The 26661-nt window shown below is 68.5% G+C and carries 27 protein-coding genes; 12 read left to right on the forward strand and 15 right to left on the reverse strand.

All coding sequences use genetic code 11. The features are described 5' to 3' along the window. The 3 genes from AD72_RS25510 to AD72_RS25520 all read left to right on the forward strand — a co-directional run. Positions 1 to 749 (forward strand): MFS transporter (locus AD72_RS25510; RefSeq protein ID WP_037347318.1); only part of this gene is annotated, 749 nt, incomplete at its 5' end. Then, on the forward strand, positions 746 to 2239 hold the full coding sequence (locus tag AD72_RS25515) for a sulfatase family protein (protein WP_051899012.1): 1494 nt from the start codon (positions 746 to 748) through the stop codon (positions 2237 to 2239). The genes AD72_RS25510 and AD72_RS25515, both read left to right, overlap by 4 nt. Beyond that, positions 2239 to 3417 (forward strand): exo-alpha-sialidase, encoded by a 1179-nt coding sequence (locus AD72_RS25520; RefSeq protein WP_051899013.1) that lies wholly within the window; start codon positions 2239 to 2241, stop codon positions 3415 to 3417. Before AD72_RS25515 ends, AD72_RS25520 begins: the two co-directional genes overlap by 1 nt. Here the strand turns inward: AD72_RS25520 and AD72_RS25525 are convergent. Then, positions 3374 to 4075, reverse strand: coding sequence for a GNAT family N-acetyltransferase (locus AD72_RS25525; RefSeq protein WP_031469123.1), 702 nt, complete (start codon positions 4073 to 4075; stop codon positions 3374 to 3376). The two genes, AD72_RS25520 and AD72_RS25525, sit on opposite strands and share 44 nt — an antisense overlap. Before the next feature lie 72 nt (positions 4076 to 4147). Further along, positions 4148 to 4993, reverse strand: coding sequence for a glycoside hydrolase family 16 protein (locus AD72_RS25530; RefSeq protein WP_031469124.1), 846 nt, complete (start codon positions 4991 to 4993; stop codon positions 4148 to 4150). 154 nt (positions 4994 to 5147) lie between these two features. Between AD72_RS25530 and AD72_RS25535 the strand changes: the two genes are divergently transcribed. After that, on the forward strand, positions 5148 to 6110 hold the full coding sequence (locus AD72_RS25535; protein WP_031469125.1) for an alcohol dehydrogenase catalytic domain-containing protein: 963 nt from the start codon (positions 5148 to 5150) through the stop codon (positions 6108 to 6110). A gap of 15 nt (positions 6111 to 6125) precedes the next feature. On the opposite strand, the gene AD72_RS25540 is transcribed toward AD72_RS25535, so the two are convergent. The 8 genes from AD72_RS25540 to AD72_RS25575 are packed head-to-tail and all read right to left on the reverse strand — an operon-like array spanning position 6126 to position 15515. After that, positions 6126 to 7046, reverse strand: coding sequence for an alpha/beta fold hydrolase (locus AD72_RS25540; RefSeq protein WP_031469126.1), 921 nt, complete (start codon positions 7044 to 7046; stop codon positions 6126 to 6128). Next, positions 7043 to 8104 (reverse strand): tartrate dehydrogenase, encoded by a 1062-nt coding sequence (locus AD72_RS25545; protein ID WP_031469127.1) that lies wholly within the window; start codon positions 8102 to 8104, stop codon positions 7043 to 7045. Before AD72_RS25545 ends, AD72_RS25540 begins: the two co-directional genes overlap by 4 nt. A 59-nt stretch (positions 8105 to 8163) precedes the next feature. Beyond that, positions 8164 to 9996, reverse strand: coding sequence for a prolyl oligopeptidase family serine peptidase (locus AD72_RS25550; protein WP_051899014.1), 1833 nt, complete (start codon positions 9994 to 9996; stop codon positions 8164 to 8166). 10 nt (positions 9997 to 10006) lie between these two features. Further along, positions 10007 to 10984 (reverse strand): ABC transporter ATP-binding protein, encoded by a 978-nt coding sequence (locus tag AD72_RS25555; protein WP_031469129.1) that lies wholly within the window; start codon positions 10982 to 10984, stop codon positions 10007 to 10009. Further along, positions 10981 to 11976, reverse strand: coding sequence for an ABC transporter ATP-binding protein (locus tag AD72_RS25560; protein ID WP_031469130.1), 996 nt, complete (start codon positions 11974 to 11976; stop codon positions 10981 to 10983). Before AD72_RS25560 ends, AD72_RS25555 begins: the two co-directional genes overlap by 4 nt. Continuing rightward, entirely contained in the window at positions 11973 to 12854 is an 882-nt protein-coding gene (locus AD72_RS25565) for an ABC transporter permease (protein WP_031469131.1), read from the reverse strand. Before AD72_RS25565 ends, AD72_RS25560 begins: the two co-directional genes overlap by 4 nt. After that, entirely contained in the window at positions 12851 to 13819 is a 969-nt protein-coding gene (locus AD72_RS25570; protein ID WP_031469132.1) for an ABC transporter permease, read from the reverse strand. The genes AD72_RS25565 and AD72_RS25570 overlap by 4 nt, the downstream gene beginning before the upstream one ends. Before the next feature lie 7 nt (positions 13820 to 13826). After that, positions 13827 to 15515 (reverse strand): ABC transporter substrate-binding protein, encoded by a 1689-nt coding sequence (locus AD72_RS25575; RefSeq protein WP_231644961.1) that lies wholly within the window; start codon positions 15513 to 15515, stop codon positions 13827 to 13829. Positions 15516 to 15730: 215 nt separating this feature from the next. Between AD72_RS25575 and AD72_RS25580 the strand changes: the two genes are divergently transcribed. Continuing rightward, positions 15731 to 16873 carry a M20/M25/M40 family metallo-hydrolase gene (locus AD72_RS25580; protein WP_082469166.1) on the forward strand — a complete coding sequence of 381 codons (1143 nt, stop codon included), beginning with the start codon at positions 15731 to 15733 and terminating at the stop codon, positions 16871 to 16873. On the opposite strand, the gene AD72_RS25585 is transcribed toward AD72_RS25580, so the two are convergent. After that, a complete protein-coding gene (locus AD72_RS25585; RefSeq protein WP_031469135.1) occupies positions 16862 to 17572 on the reverse strand; it encodes a TetR/AcrR family transcriptional regulator in 711 nt (236 codons plus the stop codon). The two genes, AD72_RS25580 and AD72_RS25585, sit on opposite strands and share 12 nt — an antisense overlap. A gap of 181 nt (positions 17573 to 17753) precedes the next feature. On the opposite strand from AD72_RS25585, the gene AD72_RS25590 reads away from it, so the two are divergent. Further along, positions 17754 to 18182: an HIT family protein gene (locus tag AD72_RS25590; RefSeq protein WP_031469136.1), complete on the forward strand. Its 429-nt coding sequence runs from the start codon at positions 17754 to 17756 to the stop codon at positions 18180 to 18182. A 13-nt stretch (positions 18183 to 18195) separates the two neighbouring features. Here the strand turns inward: AD72_RS25590 and AD72_RS25595 are convergent, their stop codons facing one another. After that, a complete protein-coding gene (locus AD72_RS25595; RefSeq protein WP_082469172.1) occupies positions 18196 to 18609 on the reverse strand; it encodes a GNAT family N-acetyltransferase in 414 nt (137 codons plus the stop codon). Between the two features lie 120 nt (positions 18610 to 18729). On the opposite strand from AD72_RS25595, the gene AD72_RS25600 reads away from it, so the two are divergent. The 3 genes from AD72_RS25600 to AD72_RS25610 all read left to right on the forward strand — a co-directional run bounded on the left by AD72_RS25600 (position 18730) and on the right by AD72_RS25610 (position 20495). After that, entirely contained in the window at positions 18730 to 19221 is a 492-nt protein-coding gene (locus AD72_RS25600; RefSeq protein ID WP_031469138.1) for a hypothetical protein, read from the forward strand. Further along, positions 19218 to 19568, forward strand: a complete 351-nt coding sequence (locus AD72_RS25605; RefSeq protein ID WP_031469139.1) for a winged helix-turn-helix domain-containing protein — start codon at positions 19218 to 19220, stop codon at positions 19566 to 19568. Before AD72_RS25600 ends, AD72_RS25605 begins: the two co-directional genes overlap by 4 nt. 87 nt (positions 19569 to 19655) lie before the next feature. Then, complete coding sequence (locus AD72_RS25610; RefSeq protein ID WP_051899016.1) at positions 19656 to 20495, forward strand: formate/nitrite transporter family protein; 840 nt, start codon at positions 19656 to 19658, stop codon at positions 20493 to 20495. Here AD72_RS25610 and AD72_RS25615 read toward each other — a convergent pair. Together AD72_RS25615 and AD72_RS25620 are read right to left on the reverse strand one after the other, a co-directional pair. Further along, positions 20488 to 21621 (reverse strand): DmpA family aminopeptidase, encoded by a 1134-nt coding sequence (locus AD72_RS25615; protein WP_031469141.1) that lies wholly within the window; start codon positions 21619 to 21621, stop codon positions 20488 to 20490. The genes AD72_RS25610 and AD72_RS25615 overlap by 8 nt on opposite strands. Beyond that, the gene (locus tag AD72_RS25620; RefSeq protein WP_037347348.1) at positions 21621 to 22259 is read right to left on the reverse strand and encodes a TetR/AcrR family transcriptional regulator; all 639 of its coding nucleotides are present in this window, start codon (positions 22257 to 22259) and stop codon (positions 21621 to 21623) included. The genes AD72_RS25615 and AD72_RS25620 overlap by 1 nt, the downstream gene beginning before the upstream one ends. 126 nt (positions 22260 to 22385) lie before the next feature. On the opposite strand from AD72_RS25620, the gene AD72_RS25625 reads away from it, so the two are divergent. Then, the gene (locus AD72_RS25625; RefSeq protein ID WP_031469143.1) at positions 22386 to 23795 is read left to right on the forward strand and encodes an APC family permease; all 1410 of its coding nucleotides are present in this window, start codon (positions 22386 to 22388) and stop codon (positions 23793 to 23795) included. Between the two features lie 4 nt (positions 23796 to 23799). On the opposite strand, the gene AD72_RS25630 is transcribed toward AD72_RS25625, so the two are convergent. Beyond that, positions 23800 to 24297 carry an OsmC family protein gene (locus AD72_RS25630; protein WP_031469144.1) on the reverse strand — a complete coding sequence of 166 codons (498 nt, stop codon included), beginning with the start codon at positions 24295 to 24297 and terminating at the stop codon, positions 23800 to 23802. A 343-nt stretch (positions 24298 to 24640) separates the two neighbouring features. Here AD72_RS25630 and AD72_RS25635 point away from each other — a divergent pair, with 343 nt between their 5' ends. After that, a complete protein-coding gene (locus tag AD72_RS25635; protein ID WP_031469145.1) occupies positions 24641 to 25351 on the forward strand; it encodes a response regulator transcription factor in 711 nt (236 codons plus the stop codon). Then, positions 25344 to 26657, forward strand: a complete 1314-nt coding sequence (locus AD72_RS25640; RefSeq protein ID WP_031469146.1) for a sensor histidine kinase — start codon at positions 25344 to 25346, stop codon at positions 26655 to 26657. Before AD72_RS25635 ends, AD72_RS25640 begins: the two co-directional genes overlap by 8 nt. Positions 26658 to 26661 lie beyond the last annotated feature (4 nt).

The following is a 26661-nucleotide window of genomic DNA, read 5'->3' on the forward strand; positions in this document are numbered from 1 at the left end:
TCCTGCTCAGCGCGATCCTGCTCGGCGTCGGACTCTACGTGCGGATCTCGCTGACCGAGACGGCCGATTTCGCCGCGGTCCGTGCCGGGGACGCGACCGCGCGCTTCCCGCTGCTCGAGGTGCTCCGCCGGTACCGGCGGAATTTCGTGCTGGCCTTCGGCTCGCGCGTGGTGGATGCCGTCGCGGGCAACCTCTACAACGCGATCGGCGTCGCCTACATCGTCAACACGGTCGGCCTGCCGCGCTCGACCGGACTGTTCGCCACCACCGCGGCGATGGCGGTGCAGATCGTCTACATGCCGCTGATCGGGCGCTATTCCGACCGCATCGGGCGCAAACGGCTGTACCTGATCGGGGTGGCGATCACCGGACTGTTCTCCTTCCCGTTCTTCCTGCTGCTCGACACGGGCAGCACGGTGCTGATCTGGCTGGCGATGATCGTGGGCCTGGCGATCGGCAGCGGCACCGAGTTCGCCGTGCAGAGCACCCTGATGACCGAGACTTTCCCGCCGCAGGTCCGGTACACCGCGATCTCGCTGGTGTACCAGCTCAGCGCGGTCGTCGGCGGACTCACCCCGGTGGCCGCGACCTCCCTGCTGCTCGTCTCCGACGGGCGTCCCTGGCTGGTCGCCGCCGCCCTGTTGCTCGTCGCCGCCATTTCCTTCGCCTGTACCGCGGGGCTGCGCCGGGCGGGCGGAACCGAGAACCGGGAAACCCGGCACCGGGCGGTACCCGAGGAGTCCGCATGACCGGACAACCGAACATCGTGGTGATCATGGCGGACCAGCAGCGCGCGGATCTCTGTGCGCGCGAAGGGTTTCCGCTCGACACGACCCCGTTCACCGACGAGCTCGCCGGGGAGGGGACGTGGTTCGACCGCGCGCACACCACCTCCCCGCTGTGCTGCCCGGCGCGGACCAGCCTGCTCACCGGACGGTATCCGAGCGCGCACCGGGTCCGGGAGAACCCCGCGGCGCACGAGGCCGTGTTCGCGGCGGATCTTCCCGGACTGCTGCGCGATTCGGGCTATGCCACCGGTCTGTCCGGCAAGAACCACAGCTATCTGCGAGCCGCCGATCTGGACCACTTCGCGGACTACAGCCATGTCGGCGCGGTGGACCCGGGTACCGCACGGGAGCGGGAGTTCGACGAGTGGCTGCTGCACCTGCGGCACCGCACCCATCCCGAGCCGACCCCGTTCCCGCTCGAACTCCAGTGTCCACACCGGATCGTCTCGGATGCGCAGCGGTGGCTCGACTCGCTTTCCGGGCAGCCGTTCTTTCTCTGGCTCTCCTTCCCGGAACCGCACAATCCCTATCAGGTTCCCGAACCGTACTTCTCGATGTTCCCGCCCGAACAGCTGCCGCCGGTCCGCTACGGCCCGGAAGCGCTGCGCGAGCAGCCGTTCGCCTGGCGCTATCTGCGCACGCTCGGGGAAACCGGGGATCCCGGGTACGCGGCGAGCATCGACCGGGCGCGCGCGAACTACTGCGGCATGCTGCGGCTGATCGACGATCAGATCCGGCGCTTCGTCACGTTCCTCGACCAGCGCGGGTTGCGGGCGGACACCCTGCTGTTCATCACCTCCGATCACGGTGACTACGTCGGGGAGTACGGACTGCTGCGCAAGGGCGCCGAGCTGCCCGAACTGCTGACCAGGGTCCCGTTCGTGGTGAACGGTCCCGGCGTGGCCACGCAGCGCGGCCCGCATCCCGCGCATGTCTCACTGGCCGACGTGTTCCCCACCGTGTGCGAGGCGATCGGCGAACCGATACCGGATGGCGTGCAGGGCCGGAGCCTGTGGCCGATGCTGCGCGGCGCGGACTATCCGGCCGCGGAATTCGCCAGCGCCTACGTCGAACAGGGCATCGGCGGACTGCCCTACGAGGCCGAGGACGTACCCGAACCGCTGCCCGGTCTCGGCGGCGCGGACGGCTGGTCCACCTTCGACGAACTCAACGCGGTCACCCAGAGCGGCAGCAGGCGGGCGATCCGGTGCGGCGACTGGAAACTCGTCGTGGACGGTGCCGGATCCTGCCGGTTGCACCACCTGCCGGAGGATCCCGGCGAGCTGCGCGACGTCTCCGCCGAACACCCGGGGATGCTGACGGAACTGTTGCGCGAACTCGTGCTCTGGATGCTGCGCACCGAGGATCCGCTTCCCTTGCCGCACAACGGTTATCGGCGGAAACGGGATCCGCGCAACTATCTCGCGCCATACCGCGTGGATCGGAGCTGATGACGATGCCGTATCCGGACCGGCGCGCGTTCCTGAAAACCGCCGCCGCAGGCGCCGCCGCGGCACTGGGCGCGACCGCTCCCGCCGCCGCTTCCGGACCGGAGATCGACTGGTCCGGAACCGCCGTACTGGACGAGGTACCGCGGTTCACCGCCAACGGGCCCTCGGCACAGCGCGGCTGGGATCCGGGCGTGCTCGGTTCGCAGTACGGCCGGTTGCTTCGCCTTCCCGACGGCAGCTGGCTCGGGGCCAACCAGGCCTCGCTGACCAACGCCTACGCCCACGATCCCGGAGGCGGACTGCGCATCCGGGTGCACCGCAGCCGGGACCGCGGGCGCAGCTGGCCGGTGCTCGCCACCATCACCGATCCCGGCAGGGACCTGGACAACCCGCAGCTGATCCGGCTGCCCGACGGCACGATCCTGCTGGCCTGCCGATCGGTGATCTGGGGCCACTCGTACCGGCTTCCGGTCTACCGCAGCACCGACGAAGGCCGTTCCTGGCAGCGGTTCGGCATGATCGACGACACCCTCGGCGAACTGCACCACGGCCTGTACGAACCGCATCTGGCGTTCTTGCCCGACGGTCGCCTCGCCGTCATGTACGCCAACGAAACCCACCCCGGATACAGCCAGGTGATCTCCCAGCGCGTCTCCGCCGACGCGGGCCGAACCTGGGGACCGGAAACCTGGCCCGTCTTCGAACAGGGTGGCGGCGCGGCCCGGCCGGGAATGCCGGTGTGGACCCGGATGCGCGATGGGCGCTACATCCTCGTCTACGAAGTGTGCGGTGTGGACAGTGAATGCGCCATCCACTACAAGACCTCCCCGGACGGCAGCAGCTGGTCCCCCGGCTACGCCGGAGACGGCAGCCCGGAGGGCCAGTGGAGCGGGCCGTTCGTCACCGGCCTCGCCGACGGCCGCCTGGTGCTGACCTCCAACAGCCACCGTGTCTCGATCAGCGAGGACCACGGCGCCACCTGGCGGCTGACCGAGGGCCTGCCGTGGTCCGACGGGCTCTGGCCGAGCATCTACCAGACCGGCCCGCGGGAGATCGCCGTCGTCGACTCGGTCGAACGCGCCGATCACCGCGAAGACCGGCCCAGCTACGACGTCCGGCTGCGGTTCGGCCGGATCAGGCCGGGCGCAGCGGGGATCGCTGGCGGCCGTCTTCGGTGAAGTTTTCCGGACGCAGCCAGGCATCGAACCGCTCCCGGATCACCGGCCATTCGCTGTCGATCATCGAGTACCAGGCGGTGTCCCGGTTGCGCCCCTTGACCACGACCGCCTGCCGGAAGGTGCCCTCGTAGGAGAATCCGAGCCGCTGTGCCGCGGCACGGGATGCGGCGTTGAGCGCATCGCATTTCCATTCGAACCGCCGGTAGCCCAGCTCCTCGAACAGGTACGCGGCAAGCAGGTACTGCGCCTCGGTGGCGGCGCGCTGCCGTTGCAACAGCGGGGAATAGTGCACGTGGCCGACCTCGATCACGCCGGACTCGGGCTGGATCCGCAACAGGCTCAGCACTCCGACCGCACGGGGCTCCTTCCGGTCGGTGGACACGATCGCGTAGAACCTCGGATCCTCGCCGTCCTGGACACTTTCCACCCACCGCCGGTAGTCCGCGAGGGTGCCGAACGGGCCGTAGGGCAGGTAGGTCCAGCTCTCCCCCGTCGTGTCGCGGCGATCCGCCTCGAACAGCTCCTCCGCGTGCCGCGAGGTTTCCAGCCGTTCCAGCCGGCAGTAGCGGCCCTTGAGGACCGGGGCGGAGGGCGCGGGGCGCGGCACCCAGCCGGGCAGGAGCTGCCCTACCGGCTGGCCGAGTTCGTTGTCAGGCATGCTCCCGATACTCGCACCCGGCAGTGGCCGTCCTGGATATCCATTCTCCGGGAAATCCGGAAGGCCATTGGCTCAGCTCACGTGCACGTAGTCGACGACCAGCTGTTGCGGGAACCGGGTGTTCGCGTCCGGGTCACCGGGCCAGTTTCCGCCCACGGCCAGGTTCAGGATCAGGTAGAAGGGGTGGTCGAAGACCCACCGGTTGCCGCCCGCGTCGGCCTTGGTCTTCGTGGCGTAGGCCTTGCCGTCCACGGAGAACGTGACCGCGTCCGGGGACCAGTCCGCCGCGAAGGTGTGGAAGTCGTCGGCGAACGCCTGCCCGTTCGGCAGCGAGTAGGTGCTGGTGAGCCCCTTGTCCCCGGAGTAGCCAGGGCCGTGCAGGGTGCCGTGCACCGAGCCGGGTTCGAAGCCCACGTTCTCCATCACGTCGATCTCGCCGCAGTTCGGCCAGCCCGCCGAACCGATGTCCTCGCCGAGCATCCAGAACGCGGGCCACATTCCCTGTCCCCTCGGCAGTTTCATCCGCGCCTCGGCATGCCCGTATTTCATGGTGAACTTGCCCGCGGTGTTCAGCCGGGCCGAGGTGTACTGACAGGCGCCGTACCAGCACTGGTATCCGCCCGGATTCTCCTTTTTGGCGGTGATGACCAGATTTCCCTTGCCGTCCAGGGCCGCGTTGGCGGTACCGGAGGTGTACCACTGCCGTTCGTGGTTGTCGACGCCGTCCCCGGTCTCGTTCTGCCACTTCGCGCCGTCCGCTCCCGCCCCGGCCGGTCCGTCGAAGTCGTCGGTGAAGCCCGCCCGGACCTGCTGTTCCTGCTGTGCCGAGGGAGCCGCTTCCGCGATGGGCACCGTGATCCCGGTGGCCGCCAGCACGAGCGCCACCGCGAGTCCGTAGGTCCGCCGGCCGATTGACATCGTTGTCTCCTCTCGCCGCGGGGCACCCCGCCGATCCGGTATCCGGTACTCCGACGGTAGGCAATTCCCGCTCATCCCAGTCCCGCCGAAAGGTGTAAAGATTTCACGTCAAGTCGATGCGGGGCCCGTTTCCGGTGAGCGGTAACCTCCGGCTGTGCGTGCGGTGGTGATCGATACGAACGGGCAGTTCCGGTTGGCACAGCGGCCGGATCCGGTGCCCGGACCGGGAGAAGTCGTACTGCGGATCAGGGCGGCCGGGCTGAACGCCGCCGATCTGCAGCAGGCACGCGGGGACTATCCGGCGCCGCCCGGCTGGCCCGCCGATGTGCCCGGCCTCGAGGTGGCCGGTGTGGTCGAGGCGATCGGCGGCGCCGTCTCCGGAGCCGGCGTGGGAGACCCGGTGATGGCGCTGGTCGGTGGTGGCGGGCACGCCGAACGGATCGCCGTTCCCGCCGAACTGCTGCTCCCGGTTCCGCCCGGCCTGTCCTGGGCCGAGGCAGCGGGCTTCCCGGAGGCGTTCAGCATCGCCTGGGAAAGCCTGGTCGAACTGGCCGAGGTGCGCCCGGGCGACCGGGTGCTGATCACCGGAGCGGCCGGGGGCGCGGGTACCGCCATGGTGCAGGTCGCCGCGCAGTCCGGGGCGCACACCGTCGCGAGCGTGCGCCGCGCGGAGCTGCACGAGCGGATGCGGGCGCTCGCCCCGGAAGGCACCCGGCTCGATGTCGTCACCCCGGACGAGGAGGCGGAGCACGGCCCGTACGACGTGATCGTGGAACTCGTCGGCGGCCCGGACTGCCTGAACCGGGTGGAACTGCTGCGCCGCCGCGGGCGGATCGTCATCGTCGGTGTTCAGGCCGGGGCCACGGTCCCGCTGCGCATGTTCGACCTCATGCTCACCCGTGGCCGGTTGATCGGCACGACCATCCGCGGCCGTACCCCCGCCGAGAAAGCCGTGCTCGCCGCCACCGTCCGGGATTCCGTCGTCCCTCTGCTCGCTGGGGAACGTTTCCGGGTCCCGGTCGACACGAGCTTTTCCCTCGATCACTGTGCGGACGCCTATGCCCGGCTCGGCGGTCCCGGGAAGTTCGGCAAGGTCGTCCTCCTCGCGGATCAGTGATCACGCCCGGTCCGGCTACCGCGCGGCCAGGAAGGCCAGCAGTCGTTCGGTGAGCTCCCGGGGCCGTTCCTCCTGAACGAGATGCCCGCACGGCAGGGAGCTCCCGGTCACCTCGGCCGCGGACACCTCCCGCCAGGTGTCGAGCACGTCGTACAACCGGCCGACGGTGCCGTGCTCGCCCCACAGCGCGAGCAGCGGCCTGCGCAATACCCTGCCGACGCGCCGGTCGGCCTCGTCGTGTTCGAGGTCGATCCCGGCCGCCGCGCGGTAGTCCTCGCAGACCGCGTGCACCGTGGCGGGATCCCGGTAACAGCGCAGGTATTCCTCGACGAGCTCCGGCGCGGGCACTCCCTCGGTGCCGCTCTGCCCGCGCAGATGGGCCAGCAGGTATTCCTCGGTGGCACCGGCGATCATCGTCTCCGGCAGCGGGGCGGGCTGAATGAGGAAGAACCACCAGAAGTAGCTGGTGGCGAACGCCCGGTCGGTGCGCCGGTACATGGTCGCGGTCGGGGCGATGTCGAGCACCGCGAGGCGCTGCACGGCTTCCTCGTGATCGAGCGCCATCCGATGGGCGACCCGCGCGCCCCGATCGTGCCCGATCACCGGGAATTCGGTGTGCCCGAGCGCGCGCATCAACGCCACCTGTTCGGCGGCCATGGCACGTTTGCTGTACGGCGCGTGCTCGGCATCACTGGCCGGTTTCCCGGAATCCCCGTAGCCACGCAGATCCGGGGCGATCACCGTGTAGTGCCGTGCCAGTTCCGGCGCCACCTCCCGCCAGGTGGCGTGGGTCTGCGGATGCCCGTGCAGCAACAGCAGCGGCGGACCGTCTCCCCCGGTCGCCACCCGGAGGGTGACGCCGGTGTCCAGGGTGACGTCCTCAGCGGTGCACCCGGGAAGGAACGTTTCCCGGTCCGCGCGGCGAATTTCGGTCACCGAACGGCGTCCGCGATCGCCTGCCCGCACACCTCCGTGCTGGCCCCGCCACCGAGGTCCGGGGTGCGCAGTGCCGGATCGGCGAGCACTTCCTCGATGGCCCGCAGCACGGCGGCACCCGCTTCCCGCTGGCCGAGGTGATCGAGCAGCATCGAGGCCGCCCAGATCTGGCCGACCGGATTGGCGATGCCCTTGCCCGCGATGTCCGGGGCGGATCCGTGCACCGGTTCGAACAGCGAGGGGAAACCGCGTTCCGGATTGATGTTCGCGGAGGGGGCGATGCCGATGGTCCCGGTCAGCGCGGGGCCGAGGTCGGAGAGGATGTCGCCGAACAGATTGGAGGCGACCACCACATCGAAGAAGTCCGGGCGCAGCACGAACTGCGCGGCCAGGTTGTCGATGTGGAACTTGTCGAAGTCCACATCCGGGTATTCGGCGGCCATCGCCGCGGCCCGTTCGTCCCAGTACGGCATGGAGATGGAGATCCCGTTGGACTTCGTCGCCGAGGTGACATGGTGCGTCGCGCGGCGGGCGGCGAGTTCGAAGGCATAGCGCAGGATCCGGTCCGTGCCGATGCGGGTCAGCACCGTTTCCTGGGTGACGAACTCCCGTTCGGTTCCGGCGAAGATGCGCCCGCCGATCTGCGAGTACTCCCCCTCGGTGTTCTCCCGCACGACCACGAAGTCGATCTCCTCCGCGGTGTTCACCGGGGCCCGCACACCGGGCATGAGCTTGACCGGACGCAGGCTGACGTACTGGTCGAACTCGCGGCGGAACTGCACGAGCGAGCCCCACAGCGAGACGTGGTCCGGCACGGTCTCCGGCCAGCCGACCGCGCCGAAGAACAGCGCGTCGTGCGAACCGATCCGGTCCTTCCAGTCCTCCGGAAGCATGCTGCCGTGTTCCAGATAGTAGTCACAGCTGGCGAAATCGAACCGGTCGAACCGCAGCGTGAACCCATAGCGCTCGGCGGCGGTGCGCAGCACCAGCTCGCCGAGTGGCACCACCTCTTTGCCGATCCCGTCGCCGGGGATGGAAGCGATCCGGTATTCGGTCAACGTCTGGTTCCTCTCTCTGTTTTCCGTTCACTGCCACGATATCCGCCGCGGCCGCGGTCTCACCGCGGGTCGGCCCACGGCTGACCGCGCAGGGTCCGCTCGGCGAGCTCGAGTTTGCGGCGGTGCGCCTGCGCGCTGGCAAGTACGCTGTACTCGTATTCGTGGCCCGCCTCGAACCAGTCCACGACCACATCCGCACCGGTGGCCGCGAGCGCGTCGGCGTATTTCTGCGCCTGCCCGGACGGGGTACGGGTGTCGTACACCCCTTGGTTGAGCCATACCGATCCGGTGACCCGTTCGACATAGGTGATCGGGGAATACCGCCGGATCCGGTCCTCGAACTCGTCCGGTTCGCCGCCGAGCCACTGCTGCCAGACGTAGTTCTGCGCCGCGTTCTGGTCGTCGTAGGCCGCTTTCCAGTCGGCCATGGCCACTTCCGCGAGCCCGCCCGCGAACAGGTGGGGCAGCCTGCCGAGCGAGAGCAGCGTGAGGAATCCGCCATACGAGGCGCCGGTGATGAACGTGGACTCCGGCCGGGCCGCGCCCCGGCCGCGCAGCCAGGCGATCGCGGCCTTGATGTCCTCGAGTTCGCGTTCCCCGAGCGCCCCGAGGAACCCCTCGCGGATGCGCTGGCCGAAGGTCACCGATCCGCGATAGTTCAGCGCCGCGTAGGCGAACCCCGCATCCAGCCAGGACTGCGCGTCCGGCGAGTACCCGTCCACGGTGACCAGATTCGGCCCGCCGTGCACGGAAAGGACGGTGCCGCGCGGTTCGGTGTGTTCCGGGAACGCCGCCCACAACTGAAGTTTCGTGCGGTCCCTGCTGGTGATCAGGTGCGAGCCGAACCGCTGCCCGCGTGGCGCCTCGGCGGGTTCGAGCAGCGTCGTGTGGGTGCCGTCCGCCACCCGGATCAGGTGCAGCGGCAGATCCCAGCGGGACCGCGCGAGCACCACCGAACCGTCCGCGAGGTACCAGGATCGCACCGTGAACGGGAAGGTTCCGGCCACATCCGGTTGCATATAGCTGCCGTCCCGCGCGGTCAGCACGGTGTGCTCGCCGGATTCGATGTCGATCTCGCCGATCACGTGGATTCCCTCATCCACGTGTACCGCGAGGATCCGGCCGGTGGCCGCGCACCAGTCCAGGGGCACGACCTCCCCGCCGAATCCGGGAATCGTGCAGTCCCGGCGCTCCCCGGTGACCGGGTTCCACACCGCGGGGCGCGCGTACCCGGTCCGTTCGGTCGTCACCAGCAGCCGCGGATCGCCGCTGCGTTCGGCGAAACAGCACGCCCGCACCGGCCCGTCCGGCAGATCGTCGAGCACCGCGATCGGTTCGGCCTTCGCCACGTCGATCACGGTGACCGCGGTGCGGCGGACCCCGGGACCGTGGTCGGTGCTGTCGATCGAGGCCAGCGTCCCATCCGCGGATATCCGGCCCCACCACGCCTCGTTCGGCGAGGAGTAGACACACTTCGGCCGTCCCCAGGGGAACGGGATGACGATCAGGTGGAAGCCGTCCTCGTCCACCGCGGTCAGCAGTACCGTGCCGCCGTCCGCGCTGACGTCGAGCCCGCGCACCACATAGGGCGGCAGCTCCGGGGTGAGATCGACGGATTCCCCGCCGGAGACCGGGAACGCGCACAGGTGACCGAGCTCGGAACCGGTTTCGTCGTCCAGCTGCAGCAGCCATGCACCGTCAGCGGTGAGGATCGACTCCGGGGAGACCGGGAAACCGAGTTCGGCGGGCCGTTCCCCGGTCATCAGGTCCGCGACCACACCCCTTGCGTGCTGCTCCCCCTGGTACACCAGCAGTGTCCGGCCCGCGCTGCCCCTGTTCGCGCGCGCGGTCAGCAGATGCGGGTTCGCGAACCGGTTCGGCTGATCTGCCATCGTGGTCCTCCTAGCTGGAAATCGTTCGCGGATGGTGGCAGGCGACCCGATGGCCGCTGTCGTGTTCGACGAGTTCGGGCACCGTGCTGGCGCAAATCTCGGTGGCCAGCCAGCACCGGGTGCGGAACCGGCAGCCCGAAGGCGGATCGGTGGCCTGCGGGACATCACCGGTGAGCACGATGCGTTCCCGGCGGCGTTCGGCGCGCGGATCGGGCACCGGCACCGCCGAGAGCAGGGCCTGGGTGTAGGGATGCAGCGCGCCGTCGTACACCGCGTCCACCGGCCCGCGTTCCACGATCCGCCCGAGATACATCACCGCGACCTCGGTGCTGGTGTGCCGCACGACGGAGAGATCGTGCGCGATCAGCAGGTAGCCGAGGTCGCATTCCTCCTGCAGATCCTCGAGCAGGTTCAGCACCCCGGACTGGACGCTGATGTCCAGCGCGGACAACGGTTCGTCCAGCACGAGCACGCTCGGTTCCACGGCGAGCGCCCTGGCCAGTCCGATCCGCTGACGCTGGCCACCGGAGAACTCGTGCGGATACCGGTGCGCGTGGCCGGGATCGAGCCCCACTCGATCGAGCAGTTCGCGGACGTACTCGTCCCTGCGGCGCCGGTGCATGCCGTGGATCTCGAGCGGTTCGCGCAGAATGCCGCCGATCGTCATGGTGGGATCCAGGGTGGTGAACGGATCCTGGAAGACCATCTGCAGCTGTCGCCGTGCCGCCCGCAGCGCGCGGCCCTTCATCGCGAACAGGTCCGTGCCACCGAGTTCGACGGTCCCGGAGCTCGGTTCGGTCAGCCGCACGGCACAGCGGGCCAGGGTGCTCTTTCCGCAGCCGGACTCCCCGACGAGACCGAGCGTCTGCCCGCGCCGCACCGTCAGATCGATGCCGGACACCGCGTGCACGGTCTGTTTGGGGCCCGCCTTGCCGCGCAACGGGAATTCCTTCACCAGGTCGCGGATCTCCAGTACCGGCGCGGTCATCCGATCTCCTCGATCCGCAGGCAGGCGGCGACATGCCCGTCCCCGACCGCGCTCGGCTGCGGTCGCTCGCGGTCGCACAGGCCGGCTTGTGCGTGCGGGCAACGGGGATGGAACACACAGCCCTCCGGGCGGGAGTGCGGATTCGGCAGCTGCCCTGGTATCCGGTAGAGCCTGCTGGTCCGGTCGGTCCTGCGGTCCACCCGGGGCAGTGAGGCGAGCAGGCCCCTGGTGTACGGGTGCGCGGTCCGGTAGAAGATCGGTTCGACCGGGCCGTCCTCCACCTTGCTGCCCGCGTACATCACCACCACGCGGTCGGCGAGACCGGCGAGCACCCCGAGGTCGTGGGTGATCAACAGGATCGAGGTGCTGGTGCGGTCCCGGATCCGCTCGAGCACTTCGAGTATCTGTGCCTGCACGGTCACATCGAGCGCGGTGGTCGGTTCGTCGGCGATCAGCAGCCGCGGTTCGTTGGCGATGCCCATGGCGATCAGCACCCGTTGCCGCATACCGCCGGAGAACTCGTGCGGATACAGCCCGGCGCGCTGTTCGGGCGCGGAGATGCCGACCAGATCGAGCAGTTCCACCACCCGCTCGTGCAGTTGTTTTTTGGGGAGGCTCCGGTCGTGCACCCGGATCGCCTCGGCCAGCTGATCGCCGACCTTCAGGACCGGGTTCAGCGCACTGAGCGCGTCCTGGAACACCACCGCGATCTCGTTGCCGCGCAGTTCGCGCAGTTGAGATTCGGTGCGGCCAAGCAGTTCGGTCCCCTGGAACCGGACCGAGCCGGTGACCCGCGCGGTGTTCGGCAGCAGCCCGAGTATCGCCGCGGAGACCACGCTCTTGCCCGAGCCGGATTCGCCGACGAGGCCGACCACCTGTCCGCTGTCCACGCGCAGCGAGACGTTCTCGACCGCCCGCGCGGTGCCCTCCTCGGTGTCGAAGGCGATGCTGAGGTCTTCGACCACCAGCAGCGGCGGATCCTGTGCGGTCACTGTTTCCTCCTCGGATCGAAGGCATCGCGCAATCCGTCGCCGACGAAACTGACCGCGAGCACGGTGATCAGGATGGCGAGTCCGGGGAAATAGAGCAGATATCCCTGCGGGGTCCCGACGTATCCGGAAGCCTGACTGAGCATGTTGCCCCAGCTCGACTGCGGCGGGCGAACGCCGAAGCCGAGAAAACTGAGCGTCGATTCGAGGATGATCGAGGTGGCGACGTTCACCGAGACGCTGACCGCGGCGACCCCGGCGAGATTGGGCAGCAGATGCCGCAGCACGATCCGCAGATGCGAGGCACCGAGCACCAGGGCGGCGTCCACATAGGCGCGTTCCCGCAGCGCCAGCACCTCCCCACGGACCACCCGCGCGATCACCGTCCAGCCGATTCCCGCGAGCACCAGCACGATGATCAGATACGAGCGCCCGAGCCCCTGCAGCGCCACGGCGAGCACCGCCAGCGGGGGAACCACGAGGAACAGGTCGGTGATCCGCATGACCACCTCGCCGATCCAGCGGCCCGCGTATCCGGCGATGACCCCGAGCACGGTACCGACCACCGTGGACAGTACCGCCACGGAGAGGCCGATGGTCAGCGAAAGCCTGCCCGCGTACAGGATCTCGGTCAGATAGTCCCGGCCGAGCTGATCGGTGCCGAGCAGGTGCCGCCAGGACGGTGGCTTCGCCCCGAGCAGCAGGTGCTGATCGTTCTGCTCGAACGGTGCCACGATGTTCGCGAAATAGCAGCAGAACGCGAGCACCAGGACGATGGCCAGACCGGCCATGGCGAACCGGTGCCGCCGGAACCGGCGCAGGAACCCGCGGCCGGACGGCTTGTTCCCCGTTTCCGGGGCGGCGGTACCCGTCGGATTCATCGCAGCCTCACTCTCGGGTCGAGCCACGCGTAACTGAAGTCGGCGAGCAGGTTGAACAGGATCACCGCGAGCGCGACGACGACCATCCAGGGGACGAGCACGAAGGCGTCGCCGGCCTGGATCGAGCTGAAGAACAGCCGCCCCATGCCGTCCACGGCGAACACCTGCTCGGTGACCACGAGACCGCCGAACAGCAGACCGGCATCGAGTGCGACCACGGTGATGAACGGGCCGAGGCTGTTGCGTACCGCGTGGCGCAGGATCACCTGGCGGCGCGGTACTCCCTTGGCACGCGCGGTCCGGACGTAGTCGCTGCGCAGGGTACCCAGCATGGAGCTGCGCAGGTATCTGCTCCAGTTGCCGATCAGCTGCGCGGTGAAGGTGAGCACCGGAAGCACCAGGTGGCGGAAGTAGTCGAGACCGATCCCGGAGGAGTCCGGGGAATGCAGGCCCACGAAGAAGAAGGGCGGCTCCTGCCAACCGAAGAGTTGTTGCGGGGCAAGCGATACGACCGCGATCAGAACCAGGCCGAACCAGAACGGGGGCATGGCGAGGCCGAGATACGAGAGCCCGGTCAATGCCACATCGCCGATCGAATACTGCCGGATGGCGGAGTACACACCGACGGCCCCGGCGACCAGGACCGCGAGCAGCAGGCCCCAGAGCAGCAGCTGTGCCGTGGTGCCGAGCGCCCGGCCGATCACCGAGAACACCGGCTCGTTCGTGGCCGAGCTGACTCCCCAGTCCCCGGTGAGGAACCGGCCGAGCCAGGTGAAGTACTGCGCCACGATCGACTGATCGAGCCCGAGCCGTTTCGTCTCCCTGGCGATCGCGCCCGGGTCGTGACTCAACCGGACCTTGGCGAGCGGATCGAAGGTCTCGCGCACCGCCCAGAACAGAATGAACGAGGCGATGAGCACGACGATGAGCGAATAGGCGAACCGTTTCGCCGCGAATTTCAGCATGTGTGCCTCAGCCCTCGGTCAGTCCCCACTCGTTGAGGTTCCAGAACGGCCCCTCGACCGGATTGATGCTGACCGGACCACCGATCTTTCTGTTGGTGAGCAGGATGCTCGGCACATCGTCGAGCGGAAGGGAGACCGCGCCGTCGGCGAGTGCCGCATCCGCCTGCTTGCTGTATTCCTTGCGCCGCACCGGATCGAGCGTGCTGTCGACCTTGCCGAGCAGTTCGTCCACCCGGGCGTCCCGCACCCGCATGAAGTTCAGCCCGGCCTCGCCGTTGGCCTTGCTGGGGATCCGGTCGCTCTGGAAGGTGTCGGTGGGATTGGTGGCGATCAGCGTCCACAGTCCCGCCTGGAACGCGCCCTTGGGCGCGGTGTTGCTGAACAGTTCGCTGGGCGTCTTGTTGTCGATCGTCATCTCGAAACCCGCCTGCCTGACCTGACTCTGGATGATCTGCTGTTCGAGCAGGCGCCGGGTGTCACCGGAAAGCGAGACGAGGGTGAATCGGGCCTCGCGGCCGTGTTTGGCCCAGATTCCGCGATCGTTCTTGACCCATCCGTCGGCGTGCATGAGCCGGTCCACCTCGGCGAGATCCCGCCGGTACCGGTCGAAGGAGTCGCCACCGAACTCGGCATTGTTGCCCGGCCAGAACGTCTGCACCGGTTTCCGCACCCCGAGCTTTCCGTACAGCCGGGTGACGAGCGCCCGACGATCGACCGCGTGGCCGAACGCCTTGCGCACCGCGAGGCTGTCGAACGGGAATGCCGCGTTGTTGAGCCAGAGCGCTTCGACGTTCGTGGTCCTGGCCTCGAGCGCCAGCCGGGCGTTCGGCATCCCCTCCTCGACCTCGTTGATCGCCTCCAGCTGCGGTGACGGGTAGATGGCGTCGAGCTGGCCGCTGCGGAAGGCGAGGAACTGCGAGGAGGTGTTCGCGGTGAATTCGAAGGTGACCTTGTCGAGTTTCGGGCGCTTGCCCCAGTACCGGTCGTTCGGCACCAAGGTCACCGAGGAACCCCGTTTCCACGCGGCGATCTTCCACGGCCCGCCGCTCCAGCTGTAGCCGTCCCGCATCGCCTTGTCCCGGTCCCGCCCGGCGAGCAGATGTTCCGGCAGCACGTTCCCGAATCCGCTGAAGAGCGCTTTCCAGTCCACATAGGGCCGTTTCAGCGTGACGACCGCGGTCTCGGCGTCCGGTGTGGACACCGACTCGATCAGCGAGTACCCGGTCTTGTCCAGGATGTCCTCGCCGTCCCGGACCTGCAGCGCGGTGTACTTGAGATCCGCCGAACCGATCGGAACCCCGTCCGACCACACGGCTTTCGGGTTGAAGCGGTAGACGATCCGCTGTTTCCCGCCGACCACCGTCGTGCTCGGTTCGGCCGCCATCAGATCCGTGGCAACCGGGCGCCAGCCCCCGTTCACCGGCCGGTACTGGAACACCGCGGGCATCGTCTGCACCTGCATGACATAGGTGCCGAAAATGGATCCCGAGCAGCTGCCGATCCAGTCGGCGCAACCGGGTTCCTGCTCGGAACCGATGACCAGGCTGCCACCGGTTCGCACCTGCTTCGGCGGTGGTTCCCGGTAGCCCGCGGTCGCGCCGCCCGCGCATCCGGCGAGGCCGAACAGCAGTCCCGCGACGGAAAGGCACGCCAGCCTGCGGACCACCGAACGGGGACTCCCGGTGCTGATACTCATCGTTGAGGGCCTCTCGGGTCGGCTCGCCTGAGCTGTCGATCGGCTCAGTGTGGCCATTCGCGAGCAAAACAGCAACCCTGGTAGACAACTTTATAGTCATGACTACTGACAACGGTGATCAGCGCTACGAACAGTGCTGATGCTTGCCCGAAGCGCCTTCCGGATGCCATAGTCAACGACATTGACTATGGTTCTGATCAGGGCGGAGGACGGTTGTGGCGAGCAGCGCGGAGCATTCCTGGAGGGAGCGGATCAGGCCCGCGGACCTCGATCCGGAGCGGATGGTGCGCAGGATCGGCGAGCTGGTCGGGATCGAGACACCGACCGGGCACACAGAGGGCGTGCGCGCCTGCTTCAGCCTGCTGCGGCAATGGCTGACACCGGTTCTCGGCTCGGCGGGCACCGTGTTCGAGCAGGACGGGGTCCCGCATCTGTTGTGGCAGGCCGATGATCCGAAGGTGCTGCTGCTCTGTCACGTGGACACCGTGTGGCCGCTGGGCACCCTGGAACGGCTGCCCTTCACCGTCCACAATGGACGAGGCACCGGTCCGGGGATCTTCGACATGAAGACCGGGCTGGTGCTGGGAGTCGAGGCGCTGGAGATCACCGAGCACACCGGGCACGTCGGTTTCCTGGTCACCAGCGACGAGGAGCAGGGATCGGTGACCTCGCGCGCGCTCATCGAGCGGGTGGCCGCCGACTACGATGCGGTGCTGCTGCTGGAGCCGAGCCAGCACGGCGCGGTCAAGACCGCACGCAAGGGCGCGGGGATCTACCGGGTGCACCTCACCGGCCGGGCCGCGCACGCCGGGCTCGAGCCGGAGGCTGGGATCAACGCGCTCAGTGAACTCGCGCGGCTGGTTCCGCGTATCGAAGGGCTCGCGGACACCGGACACCGGACGACGGTCACCCCGACCGTGGCCCACGCGGGCACCGCCGTCAACGCCGTCGCCGCGCAGGCGACACTCGACGTGGACGTGCGTGGCTGGACGGCGAGCGAACTGGACCGGGTGGACGCCGAAATACGGGGACTGGCACCGGAAAACGCCGAGATCGCGCTCGAGGTGCGCGGCGGGGTCAACCGCTATCCCCTGGAACCGGGGCACACCGGGAAACTGCTCGAACTGGCCCGCTCCGTGGCGGCCGAACTCGGCCTCGATCCGGTCGAGGAGGCGCACGTGGGCGGCGCCTCGGACGGCAATTTCACCAGCGCGCTCGGCATCCCGACGCTCGACGGGCTCGGCGCGCTCGGCGACGGTGCGCACGCCGAGCACGAATGGATCGATGTACCCGCGCTGCCCGGACGCGCCCGGCTCATCGCCGGAATGCTGGCGGCGCTGCGCGAATCAGTCGGCTGACTGCCCGGTCGCCGCGCGAGCGTGCGCGGCGATCCCTTCCAGCATCAGTTCCAGCGCGGTCTCGAAGCCCATCGGATCCCCCAGATTCAGCAGTTTGTCCGCGACCCGGGTGATGTTCGGATATTCCCCCGGATCGAGTTGCCGGTACTCCAGCTGCCAGGCCACTTCGTCCCGCTGGCGCAACGATTCGTCCATCGCCCGGTAAGCGGCCTCCGCGCTCGCGATCGAGCGCAGAAAGTTCCCCATCGCCCGCATCAGCACCACCGCTTCCTCGTCCGGGATCCCGCCGCGGCGCAACGCGTCCAGGGTGAACTCCACGTTGTGGAACTCCGTGGGACGCCGGGTCGTGCGCATCGCCATCTCCAGTGCGAACGCGGGATAACGCAGATAATGCGCCCGGATCAGCTGACCTGTCCGGCGAATATCGTCCAGCCAGTCATCGCTGGCCACCAGATCGTGGAAATACGACCGGGCGCGCAGCGAATCGACCAGTTCGAGCAGCAGCTCGTCCTTGTCCCGGAAATGCCGGTAGATCGAGGTCGGGTGGGCCCGCAGCTTGTCCCCGATCGCCTGGAAGGTCAGCGCCGAGAACCCTCCCTCCGCGGCCAGTTCCTCGGCCACGGCCAGGATCTTCTCCCGGCTCAGGCTGTCCCGCGGACGTCGGGGGCGCGAACCAGACCGCCCTTTCGCCGGTGCCATTGCCCCACCTCTTCCGATAACCGCGTGTCTACGCTGTTGACTATCGAAATGTCTACCACAGTCACCACCGGGAGACACGGCCGAAACGGTTCCGGCCGCACGACCCGGTTCCCGCATCACCTGCACCGGGGAGGATCACCGGCATCATCGCGCGGCCCCACGGGCACTATGCTCGGCTGCCATGAGTGCTGACTGCCTGTTCTGCGGCGTCGTGACCGGCGATGTCCCGCATGCGCGAGTGACCGAGGACGACTCGACCTACGCCTTCATGGACCGCAATCCCGGTACCGACGGGCACCTGCTGGTCATCCCCAAGCGGCACAGCAAGGACCTGCTCGAGATCGCCGCCGAGGACCTGACCGCCGTCACGCTCACCGCGCAGCGGATCGCCAAGGCCGTGATCGGCACGTTCGGCGCGGACGGGGTGAACCTGATCAACTGCTGCGGCACCGAGGCCTGGCAGAGCGTGTTCCACTTCCACCTGCACGTGATCCCGCGCTACACCGATACGGAGCGGGATCCGCTGGTGCCGCCGTGGAAACCCGGGGTGCCCGGCGACATGGAGGCGATCACCGCCCGCAGCGTCCAGCTCTCCGCCGCCCTGAACTGAGCGGCCCGCCCGTTCAGAACTGTTCGTCCGGGCTCCGGTGGAACGGGTACAGCCGGAATCCCGGCTTCTCGAACATCGGAAACGTCCGGTAGAAGTCGACCGCGTGGTCCTCGCTCAGCAGGTCCACGCGCTCGGCACCCGCCAGGCCCAGCGCCGCGCGCACCAGGGCACGACCGATGCCCGCACCACGGCGCGCGGCATCCACCGCCATCGTGGCGAGGTACGCCTGCAGTTCGCCGTCGCTGAACAGTTCCGCGAAGCCGAGGACATTTCCGTCCTCGACCGCCACCACCGTGGTCACCCCCGGCGCCGTGAGGATACGCAGGGCACGCTCCGGATCCGCCGGGAACGACGGCCATTCCTCGGCGATACACAGCCGGAGCACCCCCTCGAGGTGTTCCGGGGCGAACCGAACGCACTCGACCATGACCGCATGGTCGCACGGAAGCATGGCCGGACGGCAGGCGATTCCGCCGACTCTCGACTACTTGCCCAATCGGAAAACAGTGACTATATTCCATGTAGGCAAGTAGTCGAGGGAGCTGTGATGGACGAACGACAGGCGGCGGAAGCCTTGGCGATCGCCGAGGCGCAACAGGATCGTGCCCAGCGGGCGGCCCGCCTGCCCTGGTGGGTGTACGCGGCGATGTTCGTACTCGCCGTGGCGGGCGGGGCCAGCAATGATTTCGTGAGCGTGAACGGCAGCAAGCTGATCGCGGTCTTCGTGCTGGCGGCACTCGTCGTGGTACTGGTGGCCGGGTTCATCCTCCGATCGGCCCCGTTGAGCCGGATTCGCGGTGTCGAATCGCGAAAATCGTTACTGCCAAGGGTTTTCGGACTGGCGGTGTTCGCCGATGCCGCCGTCACATGGCTGCTTCTCCGCTATGGCACGGGTTTCGCGCACACGATCGCGAACACGGTTGGCCTTCCCGGCTATCCGAACACGGTGATCGGGGTGTTGTGCGGAGTGGTGTTCACCGCGCTGTTCGCACTCGGGCAGTCGCTGCGCACACGGTCCGCGCGACCGGCGGCCCGATGACGGCCTCCCCCGGACGGACACCGGGACTGGACCGTCTGCTCTCGGATCCGACCCGGCTGGCGATCATGTCGGTGCTCGGTTCGGTGGACTGGTGCGATTTCGCCTTCCTGCGGGACTCCGTTTCGCTATCGGATTCCGCGCTGTCCAAGCAGTTGACCACGCTCAAGAACGACGGACAGGTCGAGCAGCGCCGCACGTATTTCGGCCGGGTGCCCAAGACCACGGTCCGGTCCACCGAGGAAGGACGCGCCCGGTTCCTCCGGCATGTCGAGGCACTGCGCACGATCGCGGAACAGACACCGCGGCCCGTATCACGGGGCGACTCCTCGCCGCACGGGGAGAACTGACCGGCCGGTCATCGCGGTGTGATCGGCCGGTAACACCGGGCAGGTTCGCTGGGCCCGATCCAGGAATCCAGCGAAGGAGTCGAGCCGATGCCCTTGTCCATCGCCGAAGGCCTGCACGCGCAGGCACTGGCAGCCGAATCGAAGGTGGCGTCGTTACGCAGCCCGGGCCGTTATCTCGTCTCGGCCATGCTGGCCGGGGCCTATATCGGCGTGGCCGTCGTGCTGATGTGCACCGCGGCCGGGGCGCTCAACGCGGCACACTCCCCCTGGACCAAACTCGTGCAGGGCCTCGTGTTCGGCGTCGCGCTGACCCTCGTCGTGTTCGCCGGGGCCGAACTGTCCACCGGGAACATGATGACCATGGTGCAGGGCATCTCCGGGCGCCGCACCTCGGTTCCCGCCGGGATCGCCGTGATCCTGTTCGCCTTCCTCGGAAACCTGATCGGATCGGTCCTGTTCGCCTGGCTCGTGCACGCCAGCGGTGTGCTCACCGCAGGCGGGACCACCTCGGCCGCGATGCTCGCCGGACTGGTGAAGGCGAAAGCGGCCGAATCGGCCGGAGCGCTGTTCCTGCGTGGCGTGCTGTGCAACTTCCTCGTCTGCCTCGCCGTGTGGACCGCCGCACGCACCCGGTCCGACGGGGCGAAACTCGCGTTGATCTTCTGGTGCCTGCTCGCGTTCATCACCTCTGGGTTCGAACACGTCGTCGCGAACATGACCGTGTTCTCCCTCGGGATGTTCGACGGGGCGAACGGGGCCACCCTCGGCACGTTCGCGAACAACCTGCTGTTCGTCGGCCTCGGCAACCTCGTGGGCGGCGGACTGCTCGTCGGTGCGAGCTACGGCCTGCTCGGTACGGAGAAAGGCCCGCGGCAGGACCGGACGGCTGCCGAGTTACCGGAAAAACACCGCGCGGCGGTCAGCTGACCGCCGCACCGAGCAGCTTCGCGAGCCGGTTGTGGGGCAGCGCGGGGATCCGGTGACCATCGCGGCCGGTCATCTCGGCATTCGCGATCAGCGCGTTCAGCACGGCTTCCTCGGTCGCCTGCACGGTCGCGGTGTAGAACGGATCCACGCTCCCCCACGGGATGAAGCGCAGCTGTTCGTAGGCCGCGGTACCGGTCATGCTGCTGGTGAGGGTACCGGGATTGGCGGTGGAGAAGGCGAGGAACAGGTCTCCGGAGAAGTGCCCGCCGGAGGTTCCGGTGCGTGCGAGGCCGAGCGGGATCCGCCTGGCGAGCGCGGTGCACTGTCCGGGAAGCAGTGGCGCGTCGGTGGCCAGGATGACGATGACCGAACCGGCCCCCGGGGTGGCGAGCCATTCGTTGTCTTCCATGGGGTTGTCGTCGAGCAGCCGGCTCCCGACGGGGGTTCCGGCGACGGTGAGTTCGCGGCGGGCGCCGAAGTTGGCCTGCACGAACACGCCGAGGGTGTAGCTGTCGCCGTGGTGGCGAACGGTACGGGAGGCGGTTCCGCTGCCGCCTTTGAAGCCGTAGCAACACATTCCGGTCCCGCCGCCGACGGATCCCTCGGCGAAGGGGCCGGTTGCGGCGGATGCGATGGCCTCGGCGACGTGTTCGGTCCGCACGTGGGCGCCGTTGATGTCGTTGAGGTAGCCGTCCCAGGTCTCGGCGACGACGGGAAGCAGCCATTCCCGGGCGATCCCGGGATGCTCGCGCGCCACCCAGTCGATGACACCCCGGTGCACGGTCCCCACGGCGTGCGTGTTGGTGAGGGTGACCGGCAGGGTCAGTGATCCGGTTTCGTCGATCCACGCGGTCCCGGTCATCTCGCCGTTGCCGTTGAGCGAGTACCGGCCCGCGGCACACGGGGTGCCGACCTGGTCCCGGCCGCGCGGCAGGATGGCGGTCACCCCGGTGCGCACCGGCCCCGAACCGGGCACCAGCGGGCCTTCCCCCTCGACCAGGGTGCGGTAGCCGAGCTCGACCCCGGGAACATCGGTGATGGCGTTCCACGTTCCCGGCTCGCCGTCCAACCGGATATCGAGCGCGCGGGCCCTCGGATTCCCGTCCGGCGTGCGAGTCCGCGTCATTACCGGTCACCTTTCTCGTGGGATACCCGTTCGGGGAACAGCTCCGCGCATCCGGTGGCATCCCGCGCATAGGACAGGATCAGGCCGAAGGCCCGTTCCGGGCTGACGGCGGCGTTGCGCGAGAAGATCTCCAGGCCGTACCCGTTCTCCAGGCAGACGAGGTTCGCCGCGATGTCCTTGGCGGAGCCGCTGCGCGCGAAATACCCTTGCACCCGCCCGATTTCCAGGATCGCGGTGTACATCATCGCCTGCCGCTCGAACAGGCTCTCCGAGACCACCGCGTGCACCGGATCCTGCCTCCCGGTCGCGGTGAACTCGTAGAGCACGCTGACCAGTTCGTCATCGGCGCTCCACGGGATCCCGCCACGGGCGACGGCGACCAGCTTGTCACGTGCGTCCTCGAAGGTCTCGGCCAATTCGATCCTGTTGGTACAGAACCGTTCCACCGCCTGCCGGTAGACCTCCTGCAGCAGCTCCGCGAGATCGGGAAAGTGATAGTGCACCGAGCCGCGAACCACTCCGGCCTGTTCCGCGACATCGGCGACGCGCAGCCCGGAAAGACCGCGCCGGCCGATCGCTCGCGTCGCGGCGCTGACCAGTTGCTCGCGGCGCACCGGTTTGTTGCTCGGACGCGCCATGCCGATCATCGTCTGACATCGGTGCCAATAAAGTCAAGGATCACCGTTCAGTATTGACACGATGTGCTTCTGAGGTTTTGACTCTTGTGTCAATAAACTCCCCGCACACACCACGGAGGTGTCGTGATGGCCGAGCAATCCACCAGCGTCACCGGGACCGGGGCCTACCGGCAGGACCTCGCCCGCTCGCTGACCTTCAAAGAGAACATGCTGATCACTCTGTCCTCGGTGACCCCCGCCTCCAGCGTGTTCATCATCGTTCCCTCGGTGATCAAGGGGGTCGGCGGAGCCGCGGCCGTCGTGTTCCTCATCGCCGCGGTCGTCGGCATCCTGGTCGCGTTCTGCTATGCCGAGCTCTCCAGCGCGTTCCCGATCACCGGCGGGGAGTACGCCTTCGTGGCGCGCACGGTCGGCAAGTCCACCGGTTTCGCGCTCTATGTGCTCACCTTCGTGACCGGAATCCTGATCATCGGGGTGATCTCCGCGGGTACCGGTGACTATCTCGGCGCCGCATGGCCCGCGCTGAGCGGACGATGGATCGGTGTGGTCGTCATCCTGGTCACCGGGGCGATCGCGGTGCTCGGCATCCGCACCAACGCGATCGTGACCGGTACCTTCCTCGTGCTCGAACTACTCGCCCTCGCGGTGCTCGCGGTGCTGGGATTCGCCAACGCGCACCAGCCGATCGCCACGCTCTGGACCGCGCAGACGGCCGCACCCAACGGCACCCTGACCGCGGCCGCGGCCGGGGTGGTCGTGTCCTTCACCGCGACCGCCATCTTCGCCTACAACGGCTACGGAACCGCCGTCTACTACGCCGAGGAGACCAAGCAGGCGAGCAAGACCATCGGCAAGACGATCCTGTGGTCGCTGGCCATCACCGTCGCCGCGGAACTCATCCCGCTGATCGCGGTGCTGCTCGGTGCGCCGGACACCAAGGACCTGATCTCCGCCGATGCCCCGATGAACTACTTCCTGCTCGCCAGGGGCGGCAGCGCGCTCAACATCGCGGTCAGCCTCGGCATCGCGCTCGCCGTGATCAACGCGGTCATCGCGATCATGCTGCAGATCGGCAGGCTGCTCTACTCCGCGGCACGCGATCGCTCCCTGCCCGACCGGGTCGGCACGCCACTGTCCCGGATCCACCCACGACTGCGCACGCCACTCACCGCGACGATCACCGTCACCGTGATCGCCGCACTCGTGTACTGGTTCGTGCCGTTTCCCGTGCTGCTGCTTGGCTCCGGGGCGAGCCTCGTGGTCACCTACATCCTGGTCGGCCTCGGCGCGTTCACCGGGCGGGTGCGTGGACGGACCACGAAGGCGCCCTATCGGATGCCACTGTGGCCGGTCCCGCCACTGCTGCTGCTCGCCGCGATGGTCGTCGTGGTGTACGAGAACCTGTTGACCGACTGGGTTCCGGTCGCCATCGCGCTCGGTATCTTCGCGATCGGTTACGTGTACTACTACGGCTACATCCACCCGCGCCGCGGCGACCGATGGACCCTGCCCGATCCGGTCGACGAACAGGACTGAACGCTCAGGCCAGTTTCGTGGTCACCGGGGTCGGGTTCCTGGTGAGGTCCAGCACCGGGCAGTGTTCGTCGACCTGACGGCGCAATTCCTCGTACCGCTCCGGTTCGGCGGGCCCCTCCAGTTCGACGCGTACCTGAATATCGGAGAATCCGGGACGGGTGGAATCGGTGAATCCGAAAAAACCGTGCAGGTCGATATCACCGTCCACGGTCACCGTGATGGAATCGATCGGAATTCCGAGTTTGGCCGCCCAGAACTGGTAGGTGATGACCTGGCAGGAACCGAGTGCGGCGAGGGCGTACTCCACCGGGTTCGCCGCACTGTCGGTGCCGCCGAGCGTGGCGGGTTCGTCCACTCCGAAGGCATGGCCGCGGGCACGCACGTCGACGGCGGTCCGGGTTCCGGCGCGCAGTTCGTGCGTCACGCTGAAATGGGCGGCCGCGGCACCGGCATCCCGCGTCACGGCTTCTTTGGTCGCATCGATAACTTCGGTCAAGGACATTTTCTGCTCCCGCGTCAATGGCACGATTTCGTTCGGCACACCATGCTGGGAAACGGCTCGCGGAACAATTGTTCCCGGATGCTGAAACTCCCCGGTGCAACGGGGACGCCTTGCGGATGGCGATGCGCTCGCCCGGATCCCGGAACGGCCCGGATGTGAGCAACCGCCCCGCTGCGGTCTCGGCGTATTTCACGTGCGGGCCCCTCATCGGTTCGGTGGTACCCGGGTTCGGTGCGCGCGATCCGGTCTGACCGGGCGGGTCCGCGAACCCCCGGACACCGGTGCACCGGCCCCGTTGCCGCACTTCACATTCACCGTGGCATGGCTGAGTACCCTGCTGGCCGTGGCGAGTTTGCTGATCGTGGAGGACGACGACACCATCGGTGAGGTGTTGCGCTCGAGCCTGCGCGCGCACGGCCACGAGGTGAGCTGGTCCCTGACGGGAGAAGACGCGCTGCGGGCCGCGGGCGAGCAGGACTTCGAGCTGGTGCTGCTCGACCTCGGCCTGCCCGGCCTGGACGGGGTCGAGGTGTGCCGCCGGTTGCGGGCACGGCTGCCCTGGTGCGTGCTGGTGATCCTGACCGCGCGGCAGGACGAGATGGACGTGGTCGTCGGCCTGGAGGCGGGCGCGGACGATTACCTGACCAAACCGGTTCGGCTCGGGGAACTGCTCGCCAGGGTGCGCGCCCATCTGCGCCGCGGCGTCTCGCGCACCGAGTCCCAGCAGATGCTCGTGGTCGGGCGGCTGCGGGTGGACACCGCGGCTCGCCGGGTCTGGCTCGGCGATCGCGAGGTCGAGCTGCGGGTCAAGGAGTTCGACCTGCTCGCCAGGCTGGCCGCGGAACCGGGAGTTGCGGTGAGCAGGGGAACCCTGCTCGCGGATGTGTGGGACGAGCACTGGTTCGGCTCGACCAAGACCCTGGATGTGCACATCGCCGCGGTGCGCCGCAAACTCGCCGAAGCGGGGGCGGCGCCGCAGATCAGCACACTGCGCGGGCACGGCTACCGCCTCGAACCGCCATCCGGTGCGGCGGAAGGCGATCCGGGTGCGTAACCGCATCATCGGGCTGACCGTGCTCTCCGCGCTGCTGGCGATCGGCCTGTTCGGTATACCGCTCGCGGTCGGTCTGATCCGTTACTACACCGGGGACGAGAAGACCGAACTCGAACGGGCCGCGGACGTCGCGGCGCTGGTGGTCTCGGCGCAGCCGGTGCCCGGGCATCCGGTCCCCCGGCTGCCGCGAACCGATCCGGGAACCACCGTCGCGGTGTACGGCACCGGCGGGCGCTGGCTGTTCGGTCCCGGCCCGCACGATCCGGATCCGGTGGTCACCGGGGCGGGCGGCGGGGAGACCCAGTCCGACGTGGTGGGCGGGGACTTCGTGGTCGCGGTGCCGGTGCTGGACCGCGGACGCGTGGTCGCCGTGGTGCGCGCGGCCACCCCGAGCGGCGAGGTGTACCAGCGCGCCGGGCTGACCTGGCTGGTGATGACCGGGCTCGCCGTGGTCGCGATCGGGGTCGTCTACGTGGTGGCCCGCCGCCAGGCCGCGCGGCTGGCCCGGCCGCTCGAGGAGCTTTCCACCACCGCCGCGCGGCTCGGCCACGGCGATTTCAGCGTCCGCGCGGAACACTCCGGGGTCGCCGAGATCGACTCGGTCGGTGGCTCGCTGAACAGCACGGCTTCCCGGCTCGGTGATCTGGTGGCCAGGGAGCGGGCCTTCTCCTCGGATGCCTCGCACCAGCTGCGTACTCCACTGGCCGGGCTGCGGCTGCGGCTGGAGGCCGCCCTGGACACCCCGCCCGCGGATCCCGGTGCCACATTGCGCGCCGCGATCGAGGACACCGACCGGCTGGAGCGCACGATCGACGACCTGCTCGCCCTCGCCAGGGACGCCCGCCCGCACGCCGCGCAGGTGGACCTGGACGCGCTGCTCGCCGAGGTGCGCTCGGGCTGGGGCGGGCAGTTGACCGAGCGCGGCCGCGCGTTGCACGTCCAGCAGGATCCCGCCGTTCCGGTGCCACTCGCCTCGACCGCGGCCCTGCGCCAGGTGCTCACGGTGCTGCTGGACAACGCGGTCGAGCACGGGCAGGGCGCGGTCACCGTGCGCGTGCGGGACGCGGGTGAGGCGGTCGCGATCGATGTGGCCGATGAGGGAGCCGGGATCAGCACCGCGGAAACCGCCCTGTTCACCCGCCGCTCCGGCCGGGGACACGGGATCGGACTCGCCCTGGCCCGTAGCCTCGCCGAGGCCGAGGGCGGGCGGCTCGGACTCACCAGCTCCAGCCCGCCAGTGTTCACCTTATTGCTTCGTGGTGCCACCTCCGAACCGAACACTCACCCCGGATTTGCCGACCGCTAACCTG

The organism is Sciscionella sediminilitoris, assembly GCF_000737195.2.
GTDB lineage: Bacteria > Actinomycetota > Actinomycetes > Mycobacteriales > Pseudonocardiaceae > Sciscionella > Sciscionella sediminilitoris.